25 protein-coding genes are annotated in these 20,383 nt (G+C 70.2%); 9 read left to right on the top strand and 16 right to left on the bottom strand.

Annotated elements, in window-relative coordinates; translation table 11 throughout:
- Window positions 1–50: 50 nt before the first annotated feature.
- The 5 genes from PV721_RS05260 to PV721_RS05240 all read right to left on the bottom strand — a co-directional run bounded on the left by PV721_RS05260 (window position 51) and on the right by PV721_RS05240 (window position 1,788).
- On the bottom strand, window positions 51–317 hold the full coding sequence (locus tag PV721_RS05260; protein ID WP_319721620.1) for a hypothetical protein: 267 nt from the start codon (window positions 315–317) through the stop codon (window positions 51–53).
- A 191-nt stretch (window positions 318–508) separates the two neighbouring features.
- Window positions 509–901 carry a YciI family protein gene (locus tag PV721_RS05255; protein ID WP_319721619.1) on the bottom strand — a complete coding sequence of 131 codons (393 nt, stop codon included), beginning with the start codon at window positions 899–901 and terminating at the stop codon, window positions 509–511.
- Window positions 902–974: 73 nt separating this feature from the next.
- Window positions 975–1,214 carry a DUF3253 domain-containing protein gene (locus tag PV721_RS05250; protein ID WP_416371027.1) on the bottom strand — a complete coding sequence of 80 codons (240 nt, stop codon included), beginning with the start codon at window positions 1,212–1,214 and terminating at the stop codon, window positions 975–977.
- Window positions 1,215–1,318: 104 nt separating this feature from the next.
- Window positions 1,319–1,600 carry a DUF4190 domain-containing protein gene (locus PV721_RS05245; RefSeq protein ID WP_319721617.1) on the bottom strand — a complete coding sequence of 94 codons (282 nt, stop codon included), beginning with the start codon at window positions 1,598–1,600 and terminating at the stop codon, window positions 1,319–1,321.
- A complete protein-coding gene (locus tag PV721_RS05240) occupies window positions 1,597–1,788 on the bottom strand; it encodes a hypothetical protein (protein ID WP_319721615.1) in 192 nt (63 codons plus the stop codon). The genes PV721_RS05245 and PV721_RS05240 overlap by 4 nt, the downstream gene beginning before the upstream one ends.
- 98 nt (window positions 1,789–1,886) lie before the next feature.
- Between PV721_RS05240 and PV721_RS05235 the strand changes: the two genes are divergently transcribed.
- Window positions 1,887–2,510 carry a TetR family transcriptional regulator gene (locus PV721_RS05235; RefSeq protein ID WP_319721614.1) on the top strand — a complete coding sequence of 208 codons (624 nt, stop codon included), beginning with the start codon at window positions 1,887–1,889 and terminating at the stop codon, window positions 2,508–2,510.
- A gap of 24 nt (window positions 2,511–2,534) precedes the next feature.
- On the opposite strand, the gene PV721_RS05230 is transcribed toward PV721_RS05235, so the two are convergent.
- The 5 genes from PV721_RS05230 to PV721_RS05210 form a co-directional block, all read right to left on the bottom strand.
- Window positions 2,535–2,717 carry a hypothetical protein gene (locus PV721_RS05230; protein ID WP_416371026.1) on the bottom strand — a complete coding sequence of 61 codons (183 nt, stop codon included), beginning with the start codon at window positions 2,715–2,717 and terminating at the stop codon, window positions 2,535–2,537.
- A 190-nt stretch (window positions 2,718–2,907) separates the two neighbouring features.
- A complete protein-coding gene (locus tag PV721_RS05225; RefSeq protein WP_319721612.1) occupies window positions 2,908–3,678 on the bottom strand; it encodes an MBL fold metallo-hydrolase in 771 nt (256 codons plus the stop codon).
- A 112-nt stretch (window positions 3,679–3,790) separates the two neighbouring features.
- Window positions 3,791–4,768, bottom strand: coding sequence for a GlxA family transcriptional regulator (locus tag PV721_RS05220; protein ID WP_319721611.1), 978 nt, complete (start codon window positions 4,766–4,768; stop codon window positions 3,791–3,793).
- A gap of 122 nt (window positions 4,769–4,890) precedes the next feature.
- On the bottom strand, window positions 4,891–6,138 hold the full coding sequence (locus PV721_RS05215) for an acyltransferase (RefSeq protein WP_319721610.1): 1,248 nt from the start codon (window positions 6,136–6,138) through the stop codon (window positions 4,891–4,893).
- A 2-nt stretch (window positions 6,139–6,140) separates the two neighbouring features.
- Window positions 6,141–8,228 carry a bifunctional polysaccharide deacetylase/glycosyltransferase family 2 protein gene (locus tag PV721_RS05210; protein WP_416371029.1) on the bottom strand — a complete coding sequence of 696 codons (2,088 nt, stop codon included), beginning with the start codon at window positions 8,226–8,228 and terminating at the stop codon, window positions 6,141–6,143.
- A 104-nt stretch (window positions 8,229–8,332) separates the two neighbouring features.
- Between PV721_RS05210 and PV721_RS05205 the strand changes: the two genes are divergently transcribed.
- The 3 genes from PV721_RS05205 (at window position 8,333) to PV721_RS05195 (ending at window position 11,266) form a co-directional block, all read left to right on the top strand.
- A complete protein-coding gene (locus tag PV721_RS05205) occupies window positions 8,333–8,869 on the top strand; it encodes a hypothetical protein (RefSeq protein ID WP_319721609.1) in 537 nt (178 codons plus the stop codon).
- Between the two features lie 360 nt (window positions 8,870–9,229).
- Window positions 9,230–10,174, top strand: coding sequence for a glycoside hydrolase family 16 protein (locus PV721_RS05200; protein WP_319721608.1), 945 nt, complete (start codon window positions 9,230–9,232; stop codon window positions 10,172–10,174).
- 399 nt (window positions 10,175–10,573) lie between these two features.
- The gene (locus tag PV721_RS05195; protein WP_319721607.1) at window positions 10,574–11,266 is read left to right on the top strand and encodes a restriction endonuclease; all 693 of its coding nucleotides are present in this window, start codon (window positions 10,574–10,576) and stop codon (window positions 11,264–11,266) included.
- A gap of 565 nt (window positions 11,267–11,831) precedes the next feature.
- Here PV721_RS05195 and PV721_RS05190 read toward each other — a convergent pair.
- Genes PV721_RS05190 through PV721_RS05175 form a run of 4 tightly spaced genes read right to left on the bottom strand, consistent with a single transcriptional unit; the run spans window position 11,832 to window position 14,426 of the window.
- On the bottom strand, window positions 11,832–12,263 hold the full coding sequence (locus PV721_RS05190) for a response regulator transcription factor (protein WP_319721606.1): 432 nt from the start codon (window positions 12,261–12,263) through the stop codon (window positions 11,832–11,834).
- On the bottom strand, window positions 12,260–13,402 hold the full coding sequence (locus PV721_RS05185) for a PAS domain S-box protein (protein ID WP_319721605.1): 1,143 nt from the start codon (window positions 13,400–13,402) through the stop codon (window positions 12,260–12,262). Before PV721_RS05185 ends, PV721_RS05190 begins: the two co-directional genes overlap by 4 nt.
- A complete protein-coding gene (locus PV721_RS05180) occupies window positions 13,399–14,082 on the bottom strand; it encodes a response regulator transcription factor (RefSeq protein ID WP_319721604.1) in 684 nt (227 codons plus the stop codon). The genes PV721_RS05185 and PV721_RS05180 overlap by 4 nt, the downstream gene beginning before the upstream one ends.
- Window positions 14,082–14,426 (bottom strand): STAS domain-containing protein, encoded by a 345-nt coding sequence (locus tag PV721_RS05175; protein WP_319721603.1) that lies wholly within the window; start codon window positions 14,424–14,426, stop codon window positions 14,082–14,084. The genes PV721_RS05180 and PV721_RS05175 overlap by 1 nt, the downstream gene beginning before the upstream one ends.
- A 289-nt stretch (window positions 14,427–14,715) precedes the next feature.
- Here PV721_RS05175 and PV721_RS05170 point away from each other — a divergent pair, with 289 nt between their 5' ends.
- The 5 genes from PV721_RS05170 to PV721_RS05150 all read left to right on the top strand — a co-directional run bounded on the left by PV721_RS05170 (window position 14,716) and on the right by PV721_RS05150 (window position 18,434).
- Window positions 14,716–15,123 (top strand): ATP-binding protein, encoded by a 408-nt coding sequence (locus tag PV721_RS05170; protein WP_319721602.1) that lies wholly within the window; start codon window positions 14,716–14,718, stop codon window positions 15,121–15,123.
- Window positions 15,124–15,392: 269 nt separating this feature from the next.
- The gene (locus PV721_RS05165) at window positions 15,393–15,800 is read left to right on the top strand and encodes a DUF1622 domain-containing protein (RefSeq protein ID WP_319721600.1); all 408 of its coding nucleotides are present in this window, start codon (window positions 15,393–15,395) and stop codon (window positions 15,798–15,800) included.
- 92 nt (window positions 15,801–15,892) lie between these two features.
- Window positions 15,893–17,026, top strand: a complete 1,134-nt coding sequence (locus PV721_RS05160; protein WP_319721599.1) for an FUSC family protein — start codon at window positions 15,893–15,895, stop codon at window positions 17,024–17,026.
- Between the two features lie 514 nt (window positions 17,027–17,540).
- Window positions 17,541–17,702, top strand: a complete 162-nt coding sequence (locus PV721_RS05155) for a hydrophobic protein (protein ID WP_416371025.1) — start codon at window positions 17,541–17,543, stop codon at window positions 17,700–17,702.
- A 363-nt stretch (window positions 17,703–18,065) separates the two neighbouring features.
- A complete protein-coding gene (locus PV721_RS05150) occupies window positions 18,066–18,434 on the top strand; it encodes a PRC-barrel domain-containing protein (protein WP_319721598.1) in 369 nt (122 codons plus the stop codon).
- Window positions 18,435–18,506: 72 nt separating this feature from the next.
- Here PV721_RS05150 and PV721_RS05145 read toward each other — a convergent pair whose 3' ends face one another.
- Complete coding sequence (locus PV721_RS05145) at window positions 18,507–19,787, bottom strand: peptide ligase PGM1-related protein (RefSeq protein ID WP_319721597.1); 1,281 nt, start codon at window positions 19,785–19,787, stop codon at window positions 18,507–18,509.
- Window positions 19,788–20,146: 359 nt separating this feature from the next.
- Window positions 20,147–20,377, bottom strand: a complete 231-nt coding sequence (locus tag PV721_RS05140; RefSeq protein WP_319721596.1) for a DUF5133 domain-containing protein — start codon at window positions 20,375–20,377, stop codon at window positions 20,147–20,149.
- Between the last annotated feature and the right edge of the window lie 6 nt (window positions 20,378–20,383).

Below are 20,383 nucleotides of genomic sequence, written 5' to 3'. Positions count from 1 at the left end.
CCCGTCCGGGGCATCCTGCCACCGTGGGCGGAGGGGCGGCGCGGCCGTTCCTAGGACGGCGGCTCGTCGCCGTGGGTGGGCAGCCGGCGGAGTTCGAGCAGAGCCACCGCGATCTTCACTCCGGTGGAGATCGTCAGGGCCTGGAGGAACGGCATACCCATCAGCCACAGGGCGACCGTCATGGCCGTGAGCACCAGGAACGCCGGTAGCAGATTGGTCCGCCTGAGCGCGGTCCCCAGGTGTCCGGCTCGACTCCGACGCCGGTCCACCGTACCGAACGGGCGGTCGGCGACGCCCTCCTCATTGGCCTGTGACATTGCCTGCTGCCCCTTCCTCGCGCTCGCCCCCGGAACCGAGCCTCGAGTGCGCCTCGGGGGACTGCCACTGCTGCCACCCGCCCCGCCGCCGTCCGACGTACAGGTTCACCTCACCGGCCCCAGACGTGCGGCGCCTCACCGAGCCGGAACGAGCCGGGCCGGACCGGACCGGGCCGGGCCGGGCCGGCGGCTCAGGCTGCCGTCGGGGCCTCGGAGATCGGGTGCACCTCGACCGGGTCGTTGCCGGGCTTCCCACCCGGTCCGGGGCAGGCCGACGCCCGTGCGGCGATCTCCAGGGCCCGTTCCTCGCTCTTGACGTCGACGACCCAGTACCCGGCCAGGATGTCTCCCGCCCGGGCCGGCCCGTCGGTCACCTGGGGCCGGCCGTCGCTCCCGGCCCGCACCGTCTTGACCAGCGCGGGGCCGCCGAGGCCCTGCCCGTCCACCCATTCCCCGGCGGAGGTGAGTTCGTTGTTGAGGGCGTCCATGTGGGCGAACATGGCCTGCATGTCCTCGTCGGAGTACGACGACATGACGGCGTCCCACTCGGCTGCCGGTACGTTCATCTGGATCATGTACTTCATGTTCCTCACCCTTCCGGGGCGACTGTTCCGCTCGGCGTGCTGACGAGAGGTAGACCGGCCGCCGCCGCACAACTCATCGGTGGCGGCGGATCCGGATCGGACCGCGGGCCGTGCCCGGATCGACGGGACGCCCGCCCTGGGTGATGTCCACCTCGCCGGCCTCGACCAGCCGCCGGGCCGCGCACCTCGCCGGTTCCATGAGCGCGCGCCATCCGTCGTCCTCGCCCGGATACGCGGCTCGCGCGGCATCCGAGGGGCAGATCGTCGCGGTCGGCCCGCGACGCTCCAGCAGCTCCAGGATGACGCGCTCCAAGCGCTGCTCCGTATCCCGTTCGCTGTCGCCCACTCCGCCAGTGTCGCCCCGGTCGTGGCGGGCCGCCCCTGAACTCGCCTCGGGCCGCCTCCGGGCCGGGTGGCTCAGGTCAGGCTCCACGACCAGGTCCCGTCGGCGGTGACGAGGCAGGCGAGGAGCACCACGTCGGCCAGGCCCAGGCCGATGGCCAGGCGGGCCCGGCCGGGCCTGGTCGTGTGCCGCAGCAGTGCGAGGGCGCCGAGGACGACGGCGATCGGTCCGAGGATCAGGTTCATCACGAGCAGCCCCACCAAGCCGAGGACGAAGCCGGTGACGGCCATCGCATCGGCGTCACGGGTACGGGCCGGGATCCGGGCTGCGGTACGGGAATCCGCCCGTGGGCTCATCGGACACCTCCGCGGTCGTGGTCGAGCCGTCCGCCCCGGCGGCGGCCGAGGAGGTGCTCCCGTGCGGCGAAGAGGGCGAGCCAGAGTGCGATGGCGAGACCGGCGACCGCGCTGACGGGCGCGGGTACATGGGCCACGACGCCGAGGACGACGCCGAGCACCAGTAACGCACCTACGAGGAAGAGCATGAGACGTCCTCCGTTCAGGTAACAGTTGTTCACTGACTACCCAGTCCAGTTCGCATCATGCTGGCGGCGGACAACTGTGAGGCGGTTGACTTCGCTTCATGAGTGCAGAAACCGGCCTTCGCGAGACCCAGCGCCGCCGCACCCGACGCGCCCTCCTCGATGCGGCCCTGTCGGAGCTGGCGGAGCGCAGCCTCGGCAGCCTCGGCCTGCGGGAAGTGACCCGGTCCGCCGGAGTCGCCCCCACCGCCTTCTACCGGCACTTCCGGGGCATGGACGAGCTGGGAATTGCGCTGGTCGATGAGGCACTGGCCAGCCTGCACGGGACAGTGCGGGAGATCCTCGCCGCGACCCGCGACGCCGACCGGCGCGGCGACGCCGCGGTGCGGCTCATCGCCGAACTCGTGCGCGACCAGCCCGCGCACGTCCGTTTCCTGGTCCGCGAACGCCACGGCGGGGTACCGGCGGTGCGCGAGGCCATCGCCGCACAACTCGACGTCTTCGCCGACGAGATAGGCATCGCGCTCGGTTCCGACCGCGTGAGCGCGGGCTGGGAGACCGACGACGTGACGATGCTGTCGCGGCTTCTGGTGGATCACATGTTCATGACGGCCTCGGCGTTCCTGACCGCATCCCTCCGGGGCGAGGACTGGTCGGCCGCCACCGATACGGCCCTCGCCCAGCTGCGCCTGATCCATCTCGGGCGCGTGCACTGGGCGAGGTGACCGGGCGAGGTGACCGGGGCGGGGCTACGCGGCGTTTCGCATCGCCTCCGTGTCGGGTGCCACGACGAGGAAGGCGTCCCGGTCCAGGTCCATCACCACGGTCGCCCTCTGGCCCCGCTCCCGGCACCGGGCCGCGTACTCCTCCGCGGGCCAGCTCCCGTACGGATCACCGGCAGGAAAGGAATCCAGAACCTTCGTACCGCGCACCGCCACCACCTCCTGAGCGACGAACCGTCCCTACGCCGTCTGCCCCGGGTTCCGGGTCCCATCCCCCGGCGCCGAGGACCGCGGCAGCGGCGACCATTGCCAGCCGTCGCCCTGGTGCTCTCGCTCAACGGTGTCCAGGCCTGGTGGGGCGCGGTCGCGATCGGCTTCTTGAACAGCCCGACGACGGCGGTCAGGACGCCTTCCCGCCCTTGACGCCGTCCGCCCTGGTGGTGAGACGCCCCCGGGCGGCGAGGCGGGCGAGGCGGCGCTCTTCGCGGGTCGCCCAGCGCCGTACGCGGCCGGGGTCGAGCGGGGTCCCGTGGCCCACGTGGAGGCGTGTGGGGTTGAGGGCGAGCATCTCGCGCAGGCTGGCGAGGTTGCCGAGCGGGTCGTCGTGGAAGGGCGGATTGGCCGGCTTCCCCGGTATGAGGCCCATGAAGGAATTGGCCACCAGGTCTCCCGCGACCAGGTCACCGGTGTGCGTGATGACGGAGACCGAGCCGGCGGTGTGTCCGGGCGTGGGCATGATGCGCGCCGCGATTCCGAAGTCGTCGAGGCTCGTCTCGCCTCGGACCAGGACGTCCGGTTCGAGGGGTTCGGCGCGGACGTGGAGATTCTTGTTCCGGTTCATGAGGCGGCCCATGGGGCCGGTGGGCAGGTACGGCTCGCGGACCCGGCCGGTTCGGAAGGGTTCGAGGTCGGCGATGTGACCGGCAACGGGAGCCCCGGTCAACCGGTGCAGCTCGGCCGCGGAGCCGAAGTGGTCGATGTGGCCGTGCGTGATGACGATCAGGGCGATGTCCGCGGGGTCCACCCCGTGCGCGGCGACCTGATCGTAGATCTTGCGCGCGCTGCCGGGCGTTCCGGCGTCGACGATGACGGGGCGCCGGCCCAGCAGCAAGTACGCGTTGACCGCGTGGCGGCCGAGGACCGGGATCGGTATGACCTTCGTGTGCGACATCGTGCCGTTCTCCCTGGTGCGGTTGATTTCGTTTCGGGGCAGGCCGGTGTTCCCCACGGCACTCGGGCGCCGGGGGGCCTTCTGGGGCGGGATAGATGAGCCGCGGCCTGGGCTAACGGAAGCGGCGGCGGTACTCGGCCGGAGTGGTCCCCAGCTGACGCTGGAAGGACCGGTGCAGGGTCTTCACCGAGCCCAGTCCGCTGGAAGCGGCGATTTCCGGCAGGCTCAGGTCCGATTCCTCCAGCAGCCGGCGGGCCGCCTCCAGGCGCGCGGTCTCGACGTAGGAGGCGGGAGTGCTCGCCGTACGCCTGCCGAAGAGGCGTGAGAAGTGGCGCGCGCTCAGATTCATGCGTGCGGCGAGGGCTTCGGTGGAGAGGTCTTCGCGGGGATGCTCGGCGATCCACCGGCACAGTGCTTCCACCGGGTCGTCGGGGGGACCCTGTACGGACAGGGGAACGCTGAACTGGCTCTGCCCGCCGGAGCGTTTCACGTACATGACCATCATGCGGGCGGTGGCGAGGGCGATGGCCTGGCCGTGGTCCTCGGCCACCATCGCGAGCGCCATGTCCATCCCGGAGCTGACTCCCGCGCAGGTCCACACCCGTCCCGAACGGATGAAGATGGGATCGGGGTCGACGGTGGTCTCCGGATGGTCAGCGGCCAGTTTCGCAGCGGTCAGCCAGTGCGTCGTGGCCCGCAAGCCCTTCAGGAGCCCCGCATCGGCGAGCAGATGGGCGCCGGCGCAGATCGAGGCGACGCGTCGGGCCCGGGGCTCTCCCCGGCGCAGCCAGGCGCTGACCGTCCGGTCGATGACCGCCTCGACGTTGTCTCCGTCCTGGGTGATCGCACCGGCCACCAGCAAGGTGTCGACCCTGCCGTCCACCTCGTCCAGGGTGAGGTCGGACATCAGCCGCACCCCGCTGGAGGTGGGCACCTCGCCTCCAGCGGCCGTCGCGATCTGCACCCGGTAACCGGCCCCCTCTCGTCCCAGGATCCGGGTCGCCACGGAGAACACTTCGGCGGGCCCGGTGACGTCGAGCAGCTCGACGCCGGGGAACGCAATGATGACGACTCTTCGCGGTGCGGGCATGCGTCGATCATTCGTCCTGCGGTGCGTGTCCGCAATGACGAGCTTGTCTCAGATCCGGACATCGCAGCTCGCCGTCCGGCCGCAGGGGCGGGCCCGCACCCCGTTCGACGAAGCCGGGCTCGTCAGTCGGCGGCCCGGCGCCTGCCCCGTCGGCGGCGCGGGTACGGGAAGAGCCGTGGCGAGCGCTTGGCGGCCAGGTCCTCGACCCAGCCGAAGGTCAGCACGAGCAGGCCGAGCAACGGGATCGCCACCAGCAGCGTGAACCACGGGCTGGCCAGCAGCCACTGGAGGTTCGTGTAGAAGAAGCGGACGCTCCAGAGCGGGTCGATCAGCGGGACGGCGACGACCAGCGCCACCTCGTGCCAGAGGTAGACGCTGACAGCGCGTGCGTTGAGCAGGCCGACCAGGCCGTTCCAGCGTTCCAGCGGCCTGGGCCACTCCCCCCAGGACGGGCTGATGTGGAGCAGGATGGCGACGAAGCCGAGGGACCACAGGGCCTGGGCGATCGGCCAGGACTCGATGTCGGTCGGTTGGGTCGGATCGACCGGCCGGGTCTGCAGGTACCAGAGGCCGGCCACCATGATCAGCGGCGCGATGGACGGCAGGACGTACTGCGGGATCTTCTTGAGCAGCCCCTCCTGGTGGGCCATGCCGAGGATCCAGCAGGAGCCGAACACGGTGAAGTCGTTGGCGGTCTCCCACACCCGGCTGTAGATGAACTCCTGGTCGGCGAAGAACGTGTTCATGGCGATCGTCAGCGCCAGGGGCGTGAACAGCGTCACCACCGGAAACCGTCGCAGTGCCCGGAGCATCAGCGGTGAGAGCAGGACGTACCAGAGGTAGGCCCGGAGGTACCAGAGCGGGACGATGACCTGCGCGGCCCAGGTGTGTTCCACGTGATGGTGGAAGCCGGCCAGCTCGTCCGCGTACGGCGGGGTGCTCAGCGGCAGGATCCAGAAGGCCAGCTTGCCCCACCACCAGTTGGGGTGGCCCTCGGAGTGGGGGCCCCAGCCGTCGAGGATCTGGAGGACGATCATGACGGCGCCGAACAGCCACATCGGCGGCAGCAGCCGGCGCAGTCGGCCGCGGATGACGCCGAGAGCGGGACGGCTGAGCGAGCGGGCCATCAGCGAGCCGGCCAGCGCGAACATCACGCCCATCGACGGGAAGACGAGGGGCAGCCAGAACCAGCCGAAGTTGTGGTAGAGCACCACGCGGCCCAGCGCCAGCGCGCGCAGCAGGTCGAGATAGCGGTCCCGGCCGCCGTTGCGCTTGGGCGGTGCCTCGGGCTCCGGCTCCTGTCGCAGCACGGCGGGGACCCTCAACTGGACGGTGTCGTGGGTGCGCCCGGGGTCGATGGATGCGGTCACGGTCAGGCCTCCACGGGGACAGCGACCTCGCCGGTGCGCCGGAGCTTCTGCCACCGCAGCCGGCCACCGGTCATCGCCGTGATCGCGGACTGCAGCAGGACGATGTACATCAGCTGCCGGTAGACCAGTTGCTGGATCGGGAGGCTGATCAGGTGCCAGGGCTTCTCGCGGTCGAGCCGGAAGGCGTACCAGGACAGCGCGGCCTGGAGCAGGATGAAGCCGCCCCAGCTGGTGAGGGTGATCGGGGCGTCCCCGAACAGCACGCCGTACAGCAGGAACAGGTCGACCAGCGGCGCCAGCAGCGGGGCGACCACGCCGAACAGCACGACGAGCGGCAGTCCGATTCGGCCGAAGCGCCCGGCCGGGCCGCGGGAGGTCACCGCGCCGCGGTGCTTCCACATCGCCTGCATGCTGCCGTAGCTCCAGCGGTACCGCTGGGACCAGAGCTGCTGGAGGCTGGCGGGAGCCTCGGTCCAGGCGCGGGCGTGCTCGGCGTAGACGATCCGCCAGCCGTCGCAGAGCACCGCGATGGTGATGTCGGTGTCCTCGGCGAGGGTGTCGTCGCTCATCCCGCCGACTCGCTGCAGGGCTTCCTTGCGGAAGGCACCGACCGCACCGGGGATGGTCGGGATGACGCCCAGCATGTCGTACATCCGGCGGTCCAGGTTGTGGCCGAGGACGTACTCGATGTGCTGCCAGGCGCCGATCAGGCTCTCGCGGTTGCCGACCTTGGCGTTGCCCGCGACCGCGCCGATCGCCGGGTCTCCGAAGGGCTGGACCAGCTCGCGTACGGTGGACGGCTCGAAGACGGTGTCGCCGTCCATCATCACGATGATGCCGTGCGAGGCTGCCGCGATACCGGTGTTGAGCGCGCTGGACTTGCCACCGTTGACCTTGCGGATCAGCCGGACGAACGGCAGGTGCATCTCCTCGACGATGTCCGCGGTGCCGTCCGTGGAGCCGTCGTCGATGACGATCACCTCGATCGGATAGTCGCAGGCGGCCAGGGAGTCGAGGGTGTTGGCTATGCACTCGCGCTCGTTGTAGGCCGGGACCAGTACGGTGACCGGCTCGGTGACCGGCGCCCCCCAGGCGTCCCGCCGCTTGGAGCGGCGGGCGTGGATCGGTGCGAGAACGAGCATCAGCGCGAACCGGCCGAAGTTGAGGAAGCCGACGAGGGCCAGCAGCCCGACCAGCACCGGCAGCGTGAGCACGGCGAACTGGGTGGCCCAGATGAATCCCTTGCCCGCCCACAGCTGGAAACCGTGCACCGGGACGGTGGCGCTGGAGGCGCCGAGTGCCTCGGAGATGGTGGTGAAGCGATAGCCCTGGGCCTGCAGCTTGTCGATGATCTGCACGAGCGCGGTGATGGTCTGGGTACGGTCGCCACCCGCGTCGTGCAGCAGGATCAGCTCTCCCGCACCGGGCCTGGACGGCATCGCCGCCTTGACGATCTCCTCGACACCGGGACGCTTCCAGTCGTCGGTGTCGCGGTCGATGAACGCGGTGAGGTAGCCGCGCGCGCCCACGTACTTGATCACCGGGTAGTTCCAGTCGTCCAGCGCCGAGGCGTCGGAGGAGTACGGCGGCCGGAACAGCGCGCTGTGGACGCCCGCGACGCCGGCCAGCGCCATCTGCGTCTGCGCCAACTCCCAGCTGATCCGGGCGTGGGACTGGTACACCAGATCGGGGTGGGTGAAGGTGTGCACGCCGAGCTCGTGGCCGCCCGCGACGATCTGCCGGATCAGTTCCGGGTTGCGCGTGGTCATCGCCCCGGTCACGAAGAAGTCCGCACGGATGTTGCGGGCCGCGAGCACCTCCAGGATCTTCGGAGTCCACTCCGGCGAGGGACCGTCGTCGAAGCTCAGAACCACGGTGTGGTCGGGGATGTGATAGCTCACGGGGTGCTCGTTCTTGGCGCCCCGCGCGTCGATGATCGGGCCACCCTTGAGCAGGTTGTCCGGCACGGTCGTCTTGTCGACTGAGATCGCGACCCGGGAGTCGTGGAACGCCTCGTTGGTGGCGAGGCCGCGCAGGACGAGGAGCGCGAGCAGGCAGGCCAGCAGGGACAGCGGCATGAAGAAGCGCAGCGGCGGCGCGGCCAGTCGGCGCGGCCTGAGCAGGGACTGCCGGCGGCGCTGGTGGCGGGACAATGACGCTCCTGGAGGTGGGTGGTGCGGACGATCAGGGGTGCTTGGCCGGTTGGCCGGAGGACACAGCCCCGCGCGGCGCGGTGGTCGTGGTCTTCGATGGGGTGGCCGCGGACTTCGACGTGGTGGCTGCAGGCCTCGTCGTAGTAGCTGCGGGCTTCGTCGTGGTCGCCGAGGGCTTCGTCGTGGTGGCTGAGGTCTTCGCCTGGGGTGTCGCGGACCGCGTGGCCGTCCGAGGTGCGGACGACGGGCTGGGCGACAGCGACGGCACCGCTGAGGGCGCCGGGGCGGGCGGCCGTGAGGGCTGCGCGGGGATGCCCATCGCCGGGGCGTCCGCCTGCACACCGATCAGGCTGCTGCCCATGGCGATCGCCAGGATCGCGCCGACCACGGAGACGGGCCAGCCGAAGCCCCGCAGCAAACGGCCGCGCAGACCCGACTGGTCGACGAACACCGGTGCGGGAGCGGGCTCCCCGAAACTTGACTCAGACATGTCAGACTCCGGCTGGTGCGCCGATCCGCGGTCGATGGAAGTGACGATTGGGCGCACCTTGCGAGGCCTTTCAGTGCAGGGCACGTAGACCCCGGGAGAGCAGGGCGAACGCTAGTGCATCGGCCTGAATCGAATGTGGCTCGATGTATGCATTTGGCGCGATCTGCTCAGGTGATGTAATCGGATTGCAATGCCAATTGGACGTACCGATCGGTAGCCGAGACGCACGGTCGCCGAGAATTGCTCGATCACCTGCGCGATATTCTCCGAGCCGGCGACCCGGGCTCGAGCACACCCGGATCTCGAGCACGCCCGGATCCCGACCGCGCACGGGGTGGTAAGCCGGCACGCTTCGTTTCGCTAGGATGCCCCACTCGTGCGATCAGTCATTTGATCCTCACGCAAAAGGGCGTGTCCAGGTACCGCCTCTACGCCCCAAGGAGCCCGTGTGAGCCAGCCCCGCCGCACCTCTCGTCGCCACGCGTGGGCCGTGCTCACGCTGCCCGCACTCCTGTGTGCGCTCACCGCTTGTTCCGGCGCCCCCGCATCCGGCAAGAGTGCCGATGCCCCCGCCCGCAGCGCGCCGCCGACCCCGTCCGGACCGCCGGGAACCCTGTTCGACAACTTCCACTACAGCGGCCCCGAGGACCCCTCGCTCACCGCCAACGGCTGGGAGGTCCGTGACGGCGCGGGCAGCCCGGGGATCAAGGACACCTGGTCCAGCGCCGGCGCCGGCTTCCTCTCCGACGCGACCGCCCAGGGGGGCAGGGTCCTGCAACTGCAGGCCTCCACCGACGGCACCAAGCAGGGCACCAAGCAGGTCGAGGTGCAGAGCACCGGCACCGACCTCTTCACGGGGACCTACGCCGCCCGGGTCCACTTCGGCAACAAGCCCACGAGCGGTCGCAACGGCGACCACGTCGTCCAGACCTTCTTTCCGATCTCCCCCTCGGACTCCTCGGCGAACTACAGCGAACTCGACCACGAGTACCTGCCGAACGGCGGCTGGGGTTCGGTGGGGCCGCGACTCGACAACGTCAGCTGGTACAAGGCCGATCCGCCGGACCGGGTCAACCACACGTTCAAGCAGCGGCTTGAGGGTTGGCACATCATGATGATCACCGCCGTGGACGGGAAGGTCACCTACTCCCTGGACGGCAAGGAGTTGTTCACCAGCTCCGGCAAGTACGTCCCTCGCGAAAAGATGGACATCCACTTCAGCAATTGGTTCATCGACCTTCCCTTCACCGGTGGCCCGCGCACATGGGACATGAAGGTCAACTGGTTCTACTACAAGGCCGATGAGGCCGTTTCCCAGGCGGAGGTCCAGAAAGCGGTGGACGGCTTCTACAGTGCCGGCACCAACTACATCAACACGGTGCCGAAGTCCTGACTCCGGTTCGTGGCCAGGCGGCCCCAAATGGTTTCTGCGAACGGCCACTTGTCGCTCGGTAAACGGTAAAAGCACCGCGCCGGTGCCGTGTCGTTCATCCACCTGCCGGAAAGTCGAGTCCTGACGCGCCAGTTGCGTCAAAGCCAGGGCCGGGCGTCCGGTGAGCAAGAGTGGCTGCGGCGGTCCGGCCAGGGCGTCCCCGTGCACCCGGGCCGGTTTGGATCCAGCGATCCCGATCAGACGAGGGGAGATATGCCGGTACCGCCACCCGGGCGATTCGATCCCTGTGTGGTGGTGGGGGTGACGCGCGGAAGGGCGGTGCTCGTGACGAGTGAGGAGGGGGCCCGTATGACGCCATCGGGAAGACGCCGGCGCGATGGGGGCGTCGGCGCAGCGTCGATGGGACGGGACGTCGTGCTGGCGGTGGGGCTGGTGGGGATCTGCCTGGGCGGGGCGGCTGTCTTCGTCAGGGCGGCCGTGGAGACGGGCCGCGTACCGGTGCTGCCGATCGTCACGGTGATCGTTCTGGCCGTCGGAGTGGCGCTGGCGCGGTGGAGCATCGCTCCGGGCCTGCGCCGCTCCCCCGTGCGCCGGCCGAGCGCGCGCGGGCCGGCCGAGCAGCACCTGACGCCGGAGGCGGCCTGTCTGCCCGAGGTGGACTCCGGCGCCCTGGACCACACGGCGGTGGACGCCGACGGCTTCGAGCACACGGTCGCCGCCCTGTGCGCTCGGGATGGCTGCCCCCAGGTGGAAGTGGTGGGCGGCGCAGGGGACTTGGGAGCCGACGTGATCGCCACGACGGCGGACGGTCTGCGCGTGGTCATCCAGTGCAAGCACTACGGCGAGGGCAACCGGGTCGGATCCCAGGACCTCCAGCGCTTCGGCGGCACCTGTTTCGCCGTCCACGAGGCCGATGTGGCCGTCGTGGTGACCACCAGCGACTTCACCGCTCCGGCCGCGGAGTACGCCGACGCATGCAACATCGTCTGCGTCGACGGCGACGCCCTGGCCGCGTGGACGGAGTCGCAGACACCGCCTCCGTGGGAAGCCGCCGCGGTGCGGGCGGAGGGGATGACGGATGCCGGCACCTGAGGTCGACGGCCCACGGCCCGCCTTTCGGTGGTCCGACCACGAACGTGAGACGCCCCTCGGCTCGGCCTGGCGAAGGACAGCCCCGGCCGCCGCCGTCACCTACGCGACTCTCCCCCTCCCACACCATCCGCCCGCCCTGCATGGCGGGCACCCCGCAGTTTGGGGAGAGGATCCCGGGGCACACGACGCAGTATCACGACGGGCCACACCGGGAGGGCTTATGTCCGGACTATTCGCAAAGATCAAGCAGTTCAGCCGCACCCCGAAGGGGCAGCGGACGATCGCTTCGGTGCGGCGTGCAGCTTCCGACCCGCGCAAGCAGGAACAGGCCCGCGGAATACTGAGGCGCCTCCGAGGCAGGCACTGAGCTCGGCCTCCCGCACGTCAGCGCCCGCCACGCGGTCTTCGACGACCCGCTCTGACACTGCGCGCCCACGCGAACGCCCCGCCACACACCGCTGGCGGGGCGTTCGCATCAGCCCCGCCCCGCGGCCGTCGTCACCGCCGTCCCACGGCAACCGCGACCGCCCCCGGCCGGAGCCGCGGAGGCCGGCCGGCACCGTTGTCATGCGCTGCCCCCTTCGGCGGGGCAGGGAGTGGCCTTGCGGGCTTCGGCTCCCAGGGCCCGGACCGCGTCCATCAGCAGGGCGTTGGGGATGCCCTTGACGAGGTATCCCGCGACGCCGACCGCGGCCATTGCAGTGCGCGGGCCCTGGTCACCGTAGGCGGAGAACGCCAGGATGCGGACGCCGGGGACGGCGCGGAGGATCCCCTCGGCGGTGTACGGGCCGCCGCCGGGGAAGCGCACGTCGAGCACCACGACGTGCGGCCTTCGGGCGGTGGCGAGTCGGATCGCCTCGTCGGCGTCGGCCGCGCTGCCGACCAGGGTGAGGTCGGGCTGGGCCCCGACGACCTGTGCCAGCGCCGCGCGCAGCATGTCGTTGTCGTCGCAGACCAGCACCCGCACGGGGTCCCTGGGCGTGGCGGGCGGGGTCACGACGGCCCCTGGGGGGCAGTCAGGGAGTCGAAGCTCCTGACGGGTGCACCGGGAAGCCGTTCGTCCAGCTCGCCGGTCGGCAGGTCGGGCACCCAGAACTCCACGGTGGTGCCGGTACCGGGCGCGGTACGCATCGTCCACCAGCCGCCGGCGGTCTCGGCGCGCTCCCTCATCTCCATCAGCCCGAAGTGCTCCTGCAACCGGGGGGCGACCGCCGCGTTGCCCGTGCCGTCGTCGGCCACCTGGACTTTCAGGCCCTGGCTCTCGGTGGTGACGCTGACCCGTACGGCGTCCGCTCGGGCATGTTTGCGCACGTTGAGCAGTGCCTCCTGCACGATGCGGAAGACGGTGATCGCGGTCTCGGGAGCCGGCTCCGTCTGCAGGTTGTGTTCCAGGGACGACTCGAGACCCCAGCTCCCGGCCACCACGTCGTTGAGATGCTGGGACAGCGACTCGACCAAGCCGTGCCGGTCGATGCCGGGAGGCTGGAGCCGGAAGGTGAGGTTGCGCAGGCGGCCCACCGCCTCGCGCACCGTCGCGTCGAGCAGCGAGAGTTCGTGCGCGTAGGGCTCGCCGGCCTGGTCGGCGAGGAGTTGTAGCCGCATGCCGACGGCGACCATGGCCTGGATGGAGTCGTCGTGCACGTCCCAGGCGATGCGGCGGCGTTCCAACTCCTGTGCCTGTACCAGGTGGGTGAACAGACGGCGGCGTTCGGTGAGCGCCTGCTCGGCGGCGCGGCGCTCGGTCATGTCCCGCGTGACCTTGCCGAAGCCGCGCAGTTCGCCGGTCTCGTCGAAGAGGGGGGTGATCACCACGTTGGCCCAGAAGCGGGAGCCGTCCTTGCGGATGCGCCAGCCCTCGTCCTCCAGCCGGCCCTCGGCGATGGCCGTTTCAAGCTCCGTGTGGGGCTTGCGGGCAGCGATGTCCTCGGGCGGGTAGAAGACCGAGAAATGTTTGCCGATGATGTCCGCGGCGCGGAAACCCTTGATCCGCTCCGCGCCGGCGTTCCAGCTGGACACGTGGCCTTCGGGGTCGAGCATGAAGATGCCGTAGTCGAGGACGCTCGTGACCAGCAGGGTGAACGCCGTCTCGGTCGGTGCGAGGGCGCTGCCTTGTCCGGCGCGGATGTCACCGGTCATCGGAGAAGGCCCTCACGGCGGGCCACGGCAACCGCCTCCAGTTGGGAGCGGGCACCGAGCTTCTCCAGGACCCGCTGGATGTGGTTCCTGGCGGTGTTGAGAGCGACGCCGAGCCGCTGACTGATGTCGGCTGCGCCCAGGCCGTCGCCGAGCAGGCGGAGGGTCTCGCGCTCGCGCGGGGTGAGGGTCGTGACCGAGCCGACGGTTCTGCCGGCCAGCTGGTCCAGCGCTCCGCTGAGCAGTCCCTTGCTGAAGGCCACTTCACCCGAAGCCACCAGCCGTACGCCGTCCTGGAGTTCGCCCAGGTTGCCGACCTTGAGGATGAGCCCCGAGCCGCCGGCCTCGGCGACGTGCGCGGCCACCGCCGGCGTCCCTTCGCCGGTCAGCACCAGTACCCGGGTGCCGGGTGCGGCGGCCTTGAGCGCGGAGATGGCGGCGATGCCGTCGCCGTCGGGCAGTCGCCGGTCCAGCACCACCACGGCGGGGCGCAGCCGGGACGCGTCGGCCAGCGCGTCCTTCACACACAGGCTGCGGCCGACCACCTCCAGGTCGTCGGTGCGGTCCAGGGCGAGCCGGATCGCCTCGGCCACCATGTCGTGGTCCTCGACGAGCAGGATGGTGATGCGCCCACCGGCGGTGCGCGGCACGCTGTCCGGTGTGGTCTGCGGTGTCGAAGGCATCACAGGGTCCTCGGTGGTAGACGCGGCACGCCTGCGGCGAACAGCTCTTCGACGCCGGCGAGAGCGAACAGTCGGGCCACCTGCGTGCGGGCGCCGTCCACGCGCAGGTCGGTGCCGATCCTATCCGCTGTCACCTTGGCCTCCACCAGCACGTTGAGCCCCGCGCAGTCGCAGAACCGCAGGGCGCTCAGGTCGAGCACGACGCGGTCGGGCTGCCGCGCGAAGCAGTCGGCGACAGCCGCGAGCAACTGCGCGGTACCGTCCAGGTCCAACGCGCCGACGAGCCGCAGACCGGCCACGTCGGCGTCGAGTGCAGTGCTGACCTGGAACACCGGGCCGGTCACGTTGCTTCTTCTCTCATGCGGCAGCCCCCAGCCTGGGTAATGGGCACCAGTCAAGAGTAGTGAATCTGCACTAGAAAGGCACCCGTTCTCCTGACGGGTCACCACCTCGTGGGCGGGTCAGCGCAAAAACGCACGACCGCAGGGCACGCGAACCCGTGAACATTTCAAAGGGGCTGGGTACCCTGCTGCGTGGGGGACCGCCGAGGGACAGGGCCCCGACAGCGCTACGGGCTCCCAGGCAGCCGTCGGGCACCCGTACGGTGAGGCACTCAGTGGAAGGGGCGTGGGGATGGAGCTCCCGTCGGCCGTTCCGCACGACACCCGTCATGCGGAGGTGGGCATCCACTTCGGCGGCGCGCCCGGCTGCATCGCCGAAGCGCGGGAAGCCGCCGTCGCCTTTCTTCGGCACCACTCGCGGCCCGCCCGCCGCACCTTTCACGATGACGTCCTGCTGGTCGTCTCCGAACTGGTGAGCAACGCCGTCCGCCACGCTCCCGGCCCCTTCGTCCTGGAACTCGGCCTGGTTCCCGGCGGGATCGAGGTCACCGTGCGGGACACGAGCTCACGCCCCCCGCACTCCCGGCCTCCGGACCGGACCGGCGGACGCGGGTGGAGCATCGTCCAGAGCCTCGCACGCCGGGTGCGCGTCGTCCCCTGCCACAACGGCAAGACCGTCCACGCGGAGCTGCTCTGGTAGTCCCGGCCCTGTGACGTGTCGGAATGCCGTTGAGGGTCAGGGCGGCGGTCACACCTGGGGCTGAGCGCCGCAGGCGGCCTGTCCGGCCGGTGACAGCGACCGGCTGTGGGCTGGGCGTGGAGTGCCTCGTCTTGCGCGCGCCCTCCCGACGGCGGGCGGTCGGGTTGTGAGGACGCCTCCTATGAGCCGAGCCGCGGGAGGTGCGGGGGCCCGCGTCGGCGGACCCTCGGCTCGCCGGTGCAACGACTGCGACCGGGCAGACGAGCCGAATGACGCTGCCAGAGGAACTACTGTCCGAGTCCGGGGTTCAGGAGGTGATCGGATGGCTCGTCCATGCGATCGAGGCCGCCGGAGCACTGATCATCTTCGCCGGTGCGGTCTGGGCTTTCGCCCGGTTCGCCTCGACCGGGCTCCGCAGGCGATCGCTCATCAGCCAGTTCAACAAGATCCGCCTCAGCCTGGGGCGATTCCTCGTCCTGGGACTGGAGTTCCAACTCGCGGCTGACGTGCTGCGCACCGCGGTCGCCCCCAGTTTCGATGAGATCGGGCAGTTGGCCGCCATCGCGGCCATCCGGACCCTCCTGAACTTCTTCCTCACCAGGGAGATCGCACAGGAGCGCGCCGAGATCGAGCACGACCGGAAAGGGGAGCCCGAACGTCACTCGGTGACCCCCTGAACGGTCCCCCGTGACATTGCCCCGGGCGTTGAGTACAGGTGGGCGGGGCAAACGAACGTCGGAGGTGGTCGAACTTGCCCAGATGGGTGGATATGACGCGAAGGATCCGGTCGGCGGCCACAGAGCGGGTCGGCTACCTGCGCCGCGCCGTGCGGGGAGCCGGGAGCGAGCGGGACGAGGTGCTGCTCGGCGCCAAGACCGTGATCGCGGCGATGGCGGCGTGGACCCTGGCCCGCTACCTGCTACCGCCGTCAGTTTCGACGTTCGCGCCGTTCACCACGCTGGTGTCACTCCAGGCGACCGTGTACCGCTCGGTGCGCGACTGCCTCCAGTACGTGCTGGCGATGGCAGCGGGGGCCACGCTCGCCGCAACCCTGGCGGCCGTCGCCGGCATCCACGGCTGGACGTTCGCCCTCCTCACCCTGATCGCGCTCTGCATCGGCAGGATCCGGCGCTTCGGGCAGCAGGGCACCCAGGTCGCCGTCGTCGGCTTCTTCGCGTTCTCCTCCGGTCAAGGGCAGATCGACTACATCGGTCATTTGGTCGCGTCCGTCGGCATCGGCGCGCTCTGCGGCCTCGCCGCCCACCTCGTCCTCGCACCCGCCCGGCACACCGGCCGTCGGCAGCAAGCCGTCGCCGATCTCTACGCCACCATGGCCCGGCGCCTCAACGACCTCGCCGACACCCTCGAGGCGAACGATCCCGACCGAGATCACCTGCGTCACTGGCGCCGCGACTGGCGCAGGCTGTCCGCCGAGTCCGAACGCATCCGGCACGCCATCGAAGCCGAAATCGAAAACGGCCGCATGAACCCACGCCGAACCACCTGCGGGGCCGGTGAGGCCCTCCCCCGCGCCCGGGAAGCGATCACCGTCGCCGAACGCAGCATGGACCACCTGCGCTCCATGACCCGAACCCTGGACTACGCCCTCGTCAGTGAGGAACTCGGGAATCTCCCCGGCCCTTTCCGTCCCCGCTTCGGCGCCGTCCTGCGGGCCGTGGCCACCGCGATGGAGGAGATCGGCCAGGCGTCGCCCACCGATCCGGAGCTCCTCAACGCGAAGATCGACGAAGCGGCCGCAGAACTCGACCGGGTGCAGCCGCAGGAACGGACCGCCCCGGAAGCCTCCTCGGCCGTGCAGGCCCTGCAGGGCACCCTCCTCACGGATGCCGGCCGTCTCCTCGCCGATCTCCGATCAGGTCGGCAAAGCCTTGCCAGAGCCTGACAAGTACCGACTCGGCAGGGTCTCCGTAGCCGGTTTGACGCAATCCCGTGGCGTGCGGCGGCCTTTGCGGACGTCCGGCCGATCAGCCTGTGACCCCGGTGGCAGCGTGGGCGGCGCCCACCGGCTTCGATGCCGGTGACCCGGCCGGGAGCAGCCACCAGCTCCGACTGACGGTTCTGCAGGTGCGTTCCAGAACTCGGCGGCCCGCCAGCCCCCGCACGTCCGGGGCGGCCGTCCACGCTGCACAGCAGTCCTCACCCGGCCTCAGGTGGGATGTTCCGTCCTGGCGCGGTCCGCCTCAATCGCTTCGCTCGAGCGGCCGATTGAGGCGGCCCACGTAAAGGCATTCCCGCCGGACGTGCCGGTCACCGCGCGTTCCCGGCGAAGTTCCGGCACCGACCGCCTTGGAAAACAGGCGAGTTCTCCTGCCCTGCCGCAGGGATAAGAAACAAATAAGATTAGCATGCATGTCCTGGATGCGGTCGGGCAGATGACGCTTCGGAGGTTGATAACTATGGTTCCCCTGCTTCTTGTTCTTCTGCTGGCCCTGATCCTCTTCGGCGCCGGTTTCGCGGTGAAGATTCTCTGGTGGGTGGCGATCGCCGTCCTGATCCTGTGGCTGATCGGATTCGTCGCCCGACCGAAGGGTGGTAGCGCCCGCTGGTATCGCTGGTAGTCGCACGGCAACAGCGCAGTTCAGATGCTGCATGGTGATGGCCGGTCCCCCTTCCGAGGCGGACCGGCCATCACCATGTCGTCACCCCGGCCCTTGCGAACCTGCCACCGACAAAGGCGGATTGCAGGGGTATCCGGACAGCAGCCGGGACGGTCGCCGCGACGCAGCAGGGAACCTGCTCACCTCCAATGATCGACGGCCGCCCCGGTCCCCATTTGATCCGCGTGCGTGAAGCAGTGGAAGCGGGGCAGACGAATTCCAGGCGGAACGCAGTAGACCGCCGAGTACGACGTACGGAACAAGGAGGATCGGCGGAGGCTTCTTTCCCTGCCGTCCCCCATTGACCGGAGGAGTTGTTTTCGCGTGACTGAGCATGTGTGGAGTTACCAGCCGACTGCGGGCCACCTGGCCGGTACGGACCTCACCGGATACAAGGTCGAGGCTACCGACGGGAGCATCGGCAAGGTCGACAAGCACTCCGACGAGGTCGGTGACGCCTACCTGGTCGTGGACACCGGCGTCTGGATCTTCGGCAAGGAGGTCCTGCTGCCGGCGAGCACGGTCGTCAAGGTCGACCCGCAGGAGCGGAAGATCTTCGTCGACCGCACCAAGGAACAGATCAAGGACGCCCCCGAGTTCCACCGGGAAAAGCACCTCGGCGACGCCGGCTACCGGGAGGAGCTGGGCACCTACTACGGCACCGGCGGCCCCTTCGGCGGCCGCCCCGCCTGATCGCGTTCCCGCACGACGACGCCGGTCCCGGCACCCTTCCTGGGTGCCGGGACCGGCGTCGTGGCAGTAGGGTCAGCCACCCCCGAATCCGAGGACCTCACCCAACGCGGCCTCCTGCTCCTCCACGTCTCCCGCACTCCTGGCGATCACCGCGTACCGCCAGGAGCGGCCGTCGGGCGGCGCGTCCGCGTAGAGGACCACCCCCTCGCCACTCTCCGGATCGAACGCGAGGCGGGATGCCCGCAGCCGGGCAAGGGCCCCTTCGAAGCCCAAGGGGCGCTGGGTCCAGCCTTTCGACACCGACCATGCCGGATACGCGTTGGCCGATTCCGCAGTGAGCCGGGTGACCATGGTGTGCGGTGTGGTGGTGGCCGTACGCCGGATGTTGCTCTCGCTCGCGTAGGCGACGCCGCCCGCGTCCACCAGGGCGTCGAGCCCGAACGGCCCCGCGTAACCGTGATCGGCCAGATGACGGCCCAGCGCCTTCCCCCACTCCTCCAACTCGTCCGCCACGTGCGCGCAGGACGGCGGCAGCGGGGAGGCGTACCCCGTGAACGAGCCCTGAGACGTGCGCATCGCACCACTGAAAAGCGCGCGTGTCCCGGAGGAGGTGACCTCCATCTGGATGCTGACCGATTCGGCCACGTCGAGGCACTCCTCCACGACCCACAGGCCCTCGGGTCCCCCGACGGCATCGAGGAACGGGGGCGCCCCGCCCTTCGGGTCGTCACGGGATACGAAGCGCATCCCGTGCCCTCCCGCCGACCGGTCGGGCTTCACCACGACGCGCTCGTAGTCCCCCAGGAGCTCGCGAGCCACGCCTTCGACCTCCGGGCGCCGGCACATCCGCCCCGCCGGCATCCGCATGCCCAGCCGTTCGGCCACCTCACGGAACCCGGTCTTCGTGTTGAGCAGCATGGTCATCTTCAGGGCCGCCTCGGCCGCCTCGACCGTGGGGTACGGATGGACCGCGAGGCCGGTGTCCCGGGCGAACGCGATCGCCGACGCGTCCAGTGCCGTCGGCAGGAGCGCCGCGCCCCGGTCACCCGCGAGAGCCCGGATGTGCCCGGCGAGTCCGGCCTCGCGCACCGCCCGCGCCAGCGGAACGGCTCCGGCGGGTGGTACCTCGACGACCGCCACCGATTCCGGGGGTACTCCCGTCAGCTCGTACACGTACCGCAAGAACTCCCGGCTCAACGGCACGGGAGTGACCAACACGTCCCCGGGCCGGAGCAGCCACGCCTTCCGCGGCGCCTGTTGTGCCCACTGCGTCAGGATCTGACCCTCGCTGAGATCCACCGCCAAGTCCGAGAGGAAGTTCGCGAACACCACGATCGGGCCCGTCTCGGTCACCGCTGCTCCTCTGCTCGCCGCACCCCGTCTGCGGTCAGCCCGCGATCGGGCCGCCCAGCCCCTGCCCGGCGCCCGCGTGCAGACACGGAGCCGCGTCCCCGCGGCCCGTCCCCTTCAGGACTCTGGTGCCGCGAACTCGCGCCCGGCCCTGCACGCACCGTGCGGCTCGCGGGGGCCTCCTGCGGGCGATCTGCTTGGCGGACATGGTCCCAGCCTCTGCCGCACCCATCACGTCGGCACCCCTTGGCATCCGAACGGGTGACCTCTGCCGCGACGCTCCGGCGCGCCCGAGAGACATTCGGCCACCGCCCCGCCTCCGAACCCGTACGTCCGGTAGCGCCGACGGACTGCTGAAACGATCAGCTGGAGGCGAGCACGGAGTCGTCGAGAGTGCCCGTGCCAGGCAGGTCGTGGCGGGCGGCGATCAGGGCGGCGTGCACGTCCGTCGTGCCGGTGGACACGCACAGGGCACGCTCGACGGCCTCGATCTCCGCCCGCACGGGCGAGTCGCCTTCCGCGGCATCGAGTACGGACAGCGCCCAGTAGCGGTCGACGAGGCCGGGGAGCACGGCCGGGTGAGCCATCAACATGGGTGG

Source organism: Streptomyces sp. MB09-01 (genome assembly GCF_033794505.1).
Classification (GTDB): Bacteria; Actinomycetota; Actinomycetes; order Streptomycetales; family Streptomycetaceae; genus Streptomyces.
Note: the sequence above shows the minus strand (reverse complement) of the source record. Positions and strands in the feature narration are given on the sequence as shown.

Bases quoted from the DNA above. Each gene is read 5' to 3' on its own strand.
- PV721_RS05260 (WP_319721620.1), bottom strand. From the start codon at position 317: ATGTCACAGGCCAATGAGGAGGGCGTCGCCGACCGCCCGTTCGGTACG.
- PV721_RS05255 (WP_319721619.1), bottom strand. From the start codon at position 901: ATGAAGTACATGATCCAGATGAACGTACCGGCAGCCGAGTGGGACGCC.
- PV721_RS05245 (WP_319721617.1), bottom strand. From the start codon at position 1,600: ATGAGCCCACGGGCGGATTCCCGTACCGCAGCCCGGATCCCGGCCCGT.
- PV721_RS05240 (WP_319721615.1), bottom strand. From the start codon at position 1,788: ATGCTCTTCCTCGTAGGTGCGTTACTGGTGCTCGGCGTCGTCCTCGGC.
- PV721_RS05235 (WP_319721614.1), top strand. From the start codon at position 1,887: ATGAGTGCAGAAACCGGCCTTCGCGAGACCCAGCGCCGCCGCACCCGA.
- PV721_RS05225 (WP_319721612.1), bottom strand. From the start codon at position 3,678: ATGTCGCACACGAAGGTCATACCGATCCCGGTCCTCGGCCGCCACGCG.
- PV721_RS05220 (WP_319721611.1), bottom strand. From the start codon at position 4,768: ATGCCCGCACCGCGAAGAGTCGTCATCATTGCGTTCCCCGGCGTCGAG.
- PV721_RS05195 (WP_319721607.1), top strand. From the start codon at position 10,574: ATGGGACGGGACGTCGTGCTGGCGGTGGGGCTGGTGGGGATCTGCCTG.
- PV721_RS05185 (WP_319721605.1), bottom strand. From the start codon at position 13,402: ATGACCGGTGACATCCGCGCCGGACAAGGCAGCGCCCTCGCACCGACC.
- PV721_RS05180 (WP_319721604.1), bottom strand. From the start codon at position 14,082: ATGCCTTCGACACCGCAGACCACACCGGACAGCGTGCCGCGCACCGCC.
- PV721_RS05170 (WP_319721602.1), top strand. From the start codon at position 14,716: ATGGAGCTCCCGTCGGCCGTTCCGCACGACACCCGTCATGCGGAGGTG.
- PV721_RS05165 (WP_319721600.1), top strand. From the start codon at position 15,393: ATGACGCTGCCAGAGGAACTACTGTCCGAGTCCGGGGTTCAGGAGGTG.
- PV721_RS05160 (WP_319721599.1), top strand. From the start codon at position 15,893: ATGACGCGAAGGATCCGGTCGGCGGCCACAGAGCGGGTCGGCTACCTG.
- PV721_RS05155 (WP_416371025.1), top strand. From the start codon at position 17,541: ATGGTTCCCCTGCTTCTTGTTCTTCTGCTGGCCCTGATCCTCTTCGGC.
- PV721_RS05140 (WP_319721596.1), bottom strand. From the start codon at position 20,377: ATGTTGATGGCTCACCCGGCCGTGCTCCCCGGCCTCGTCGACCGCTAC.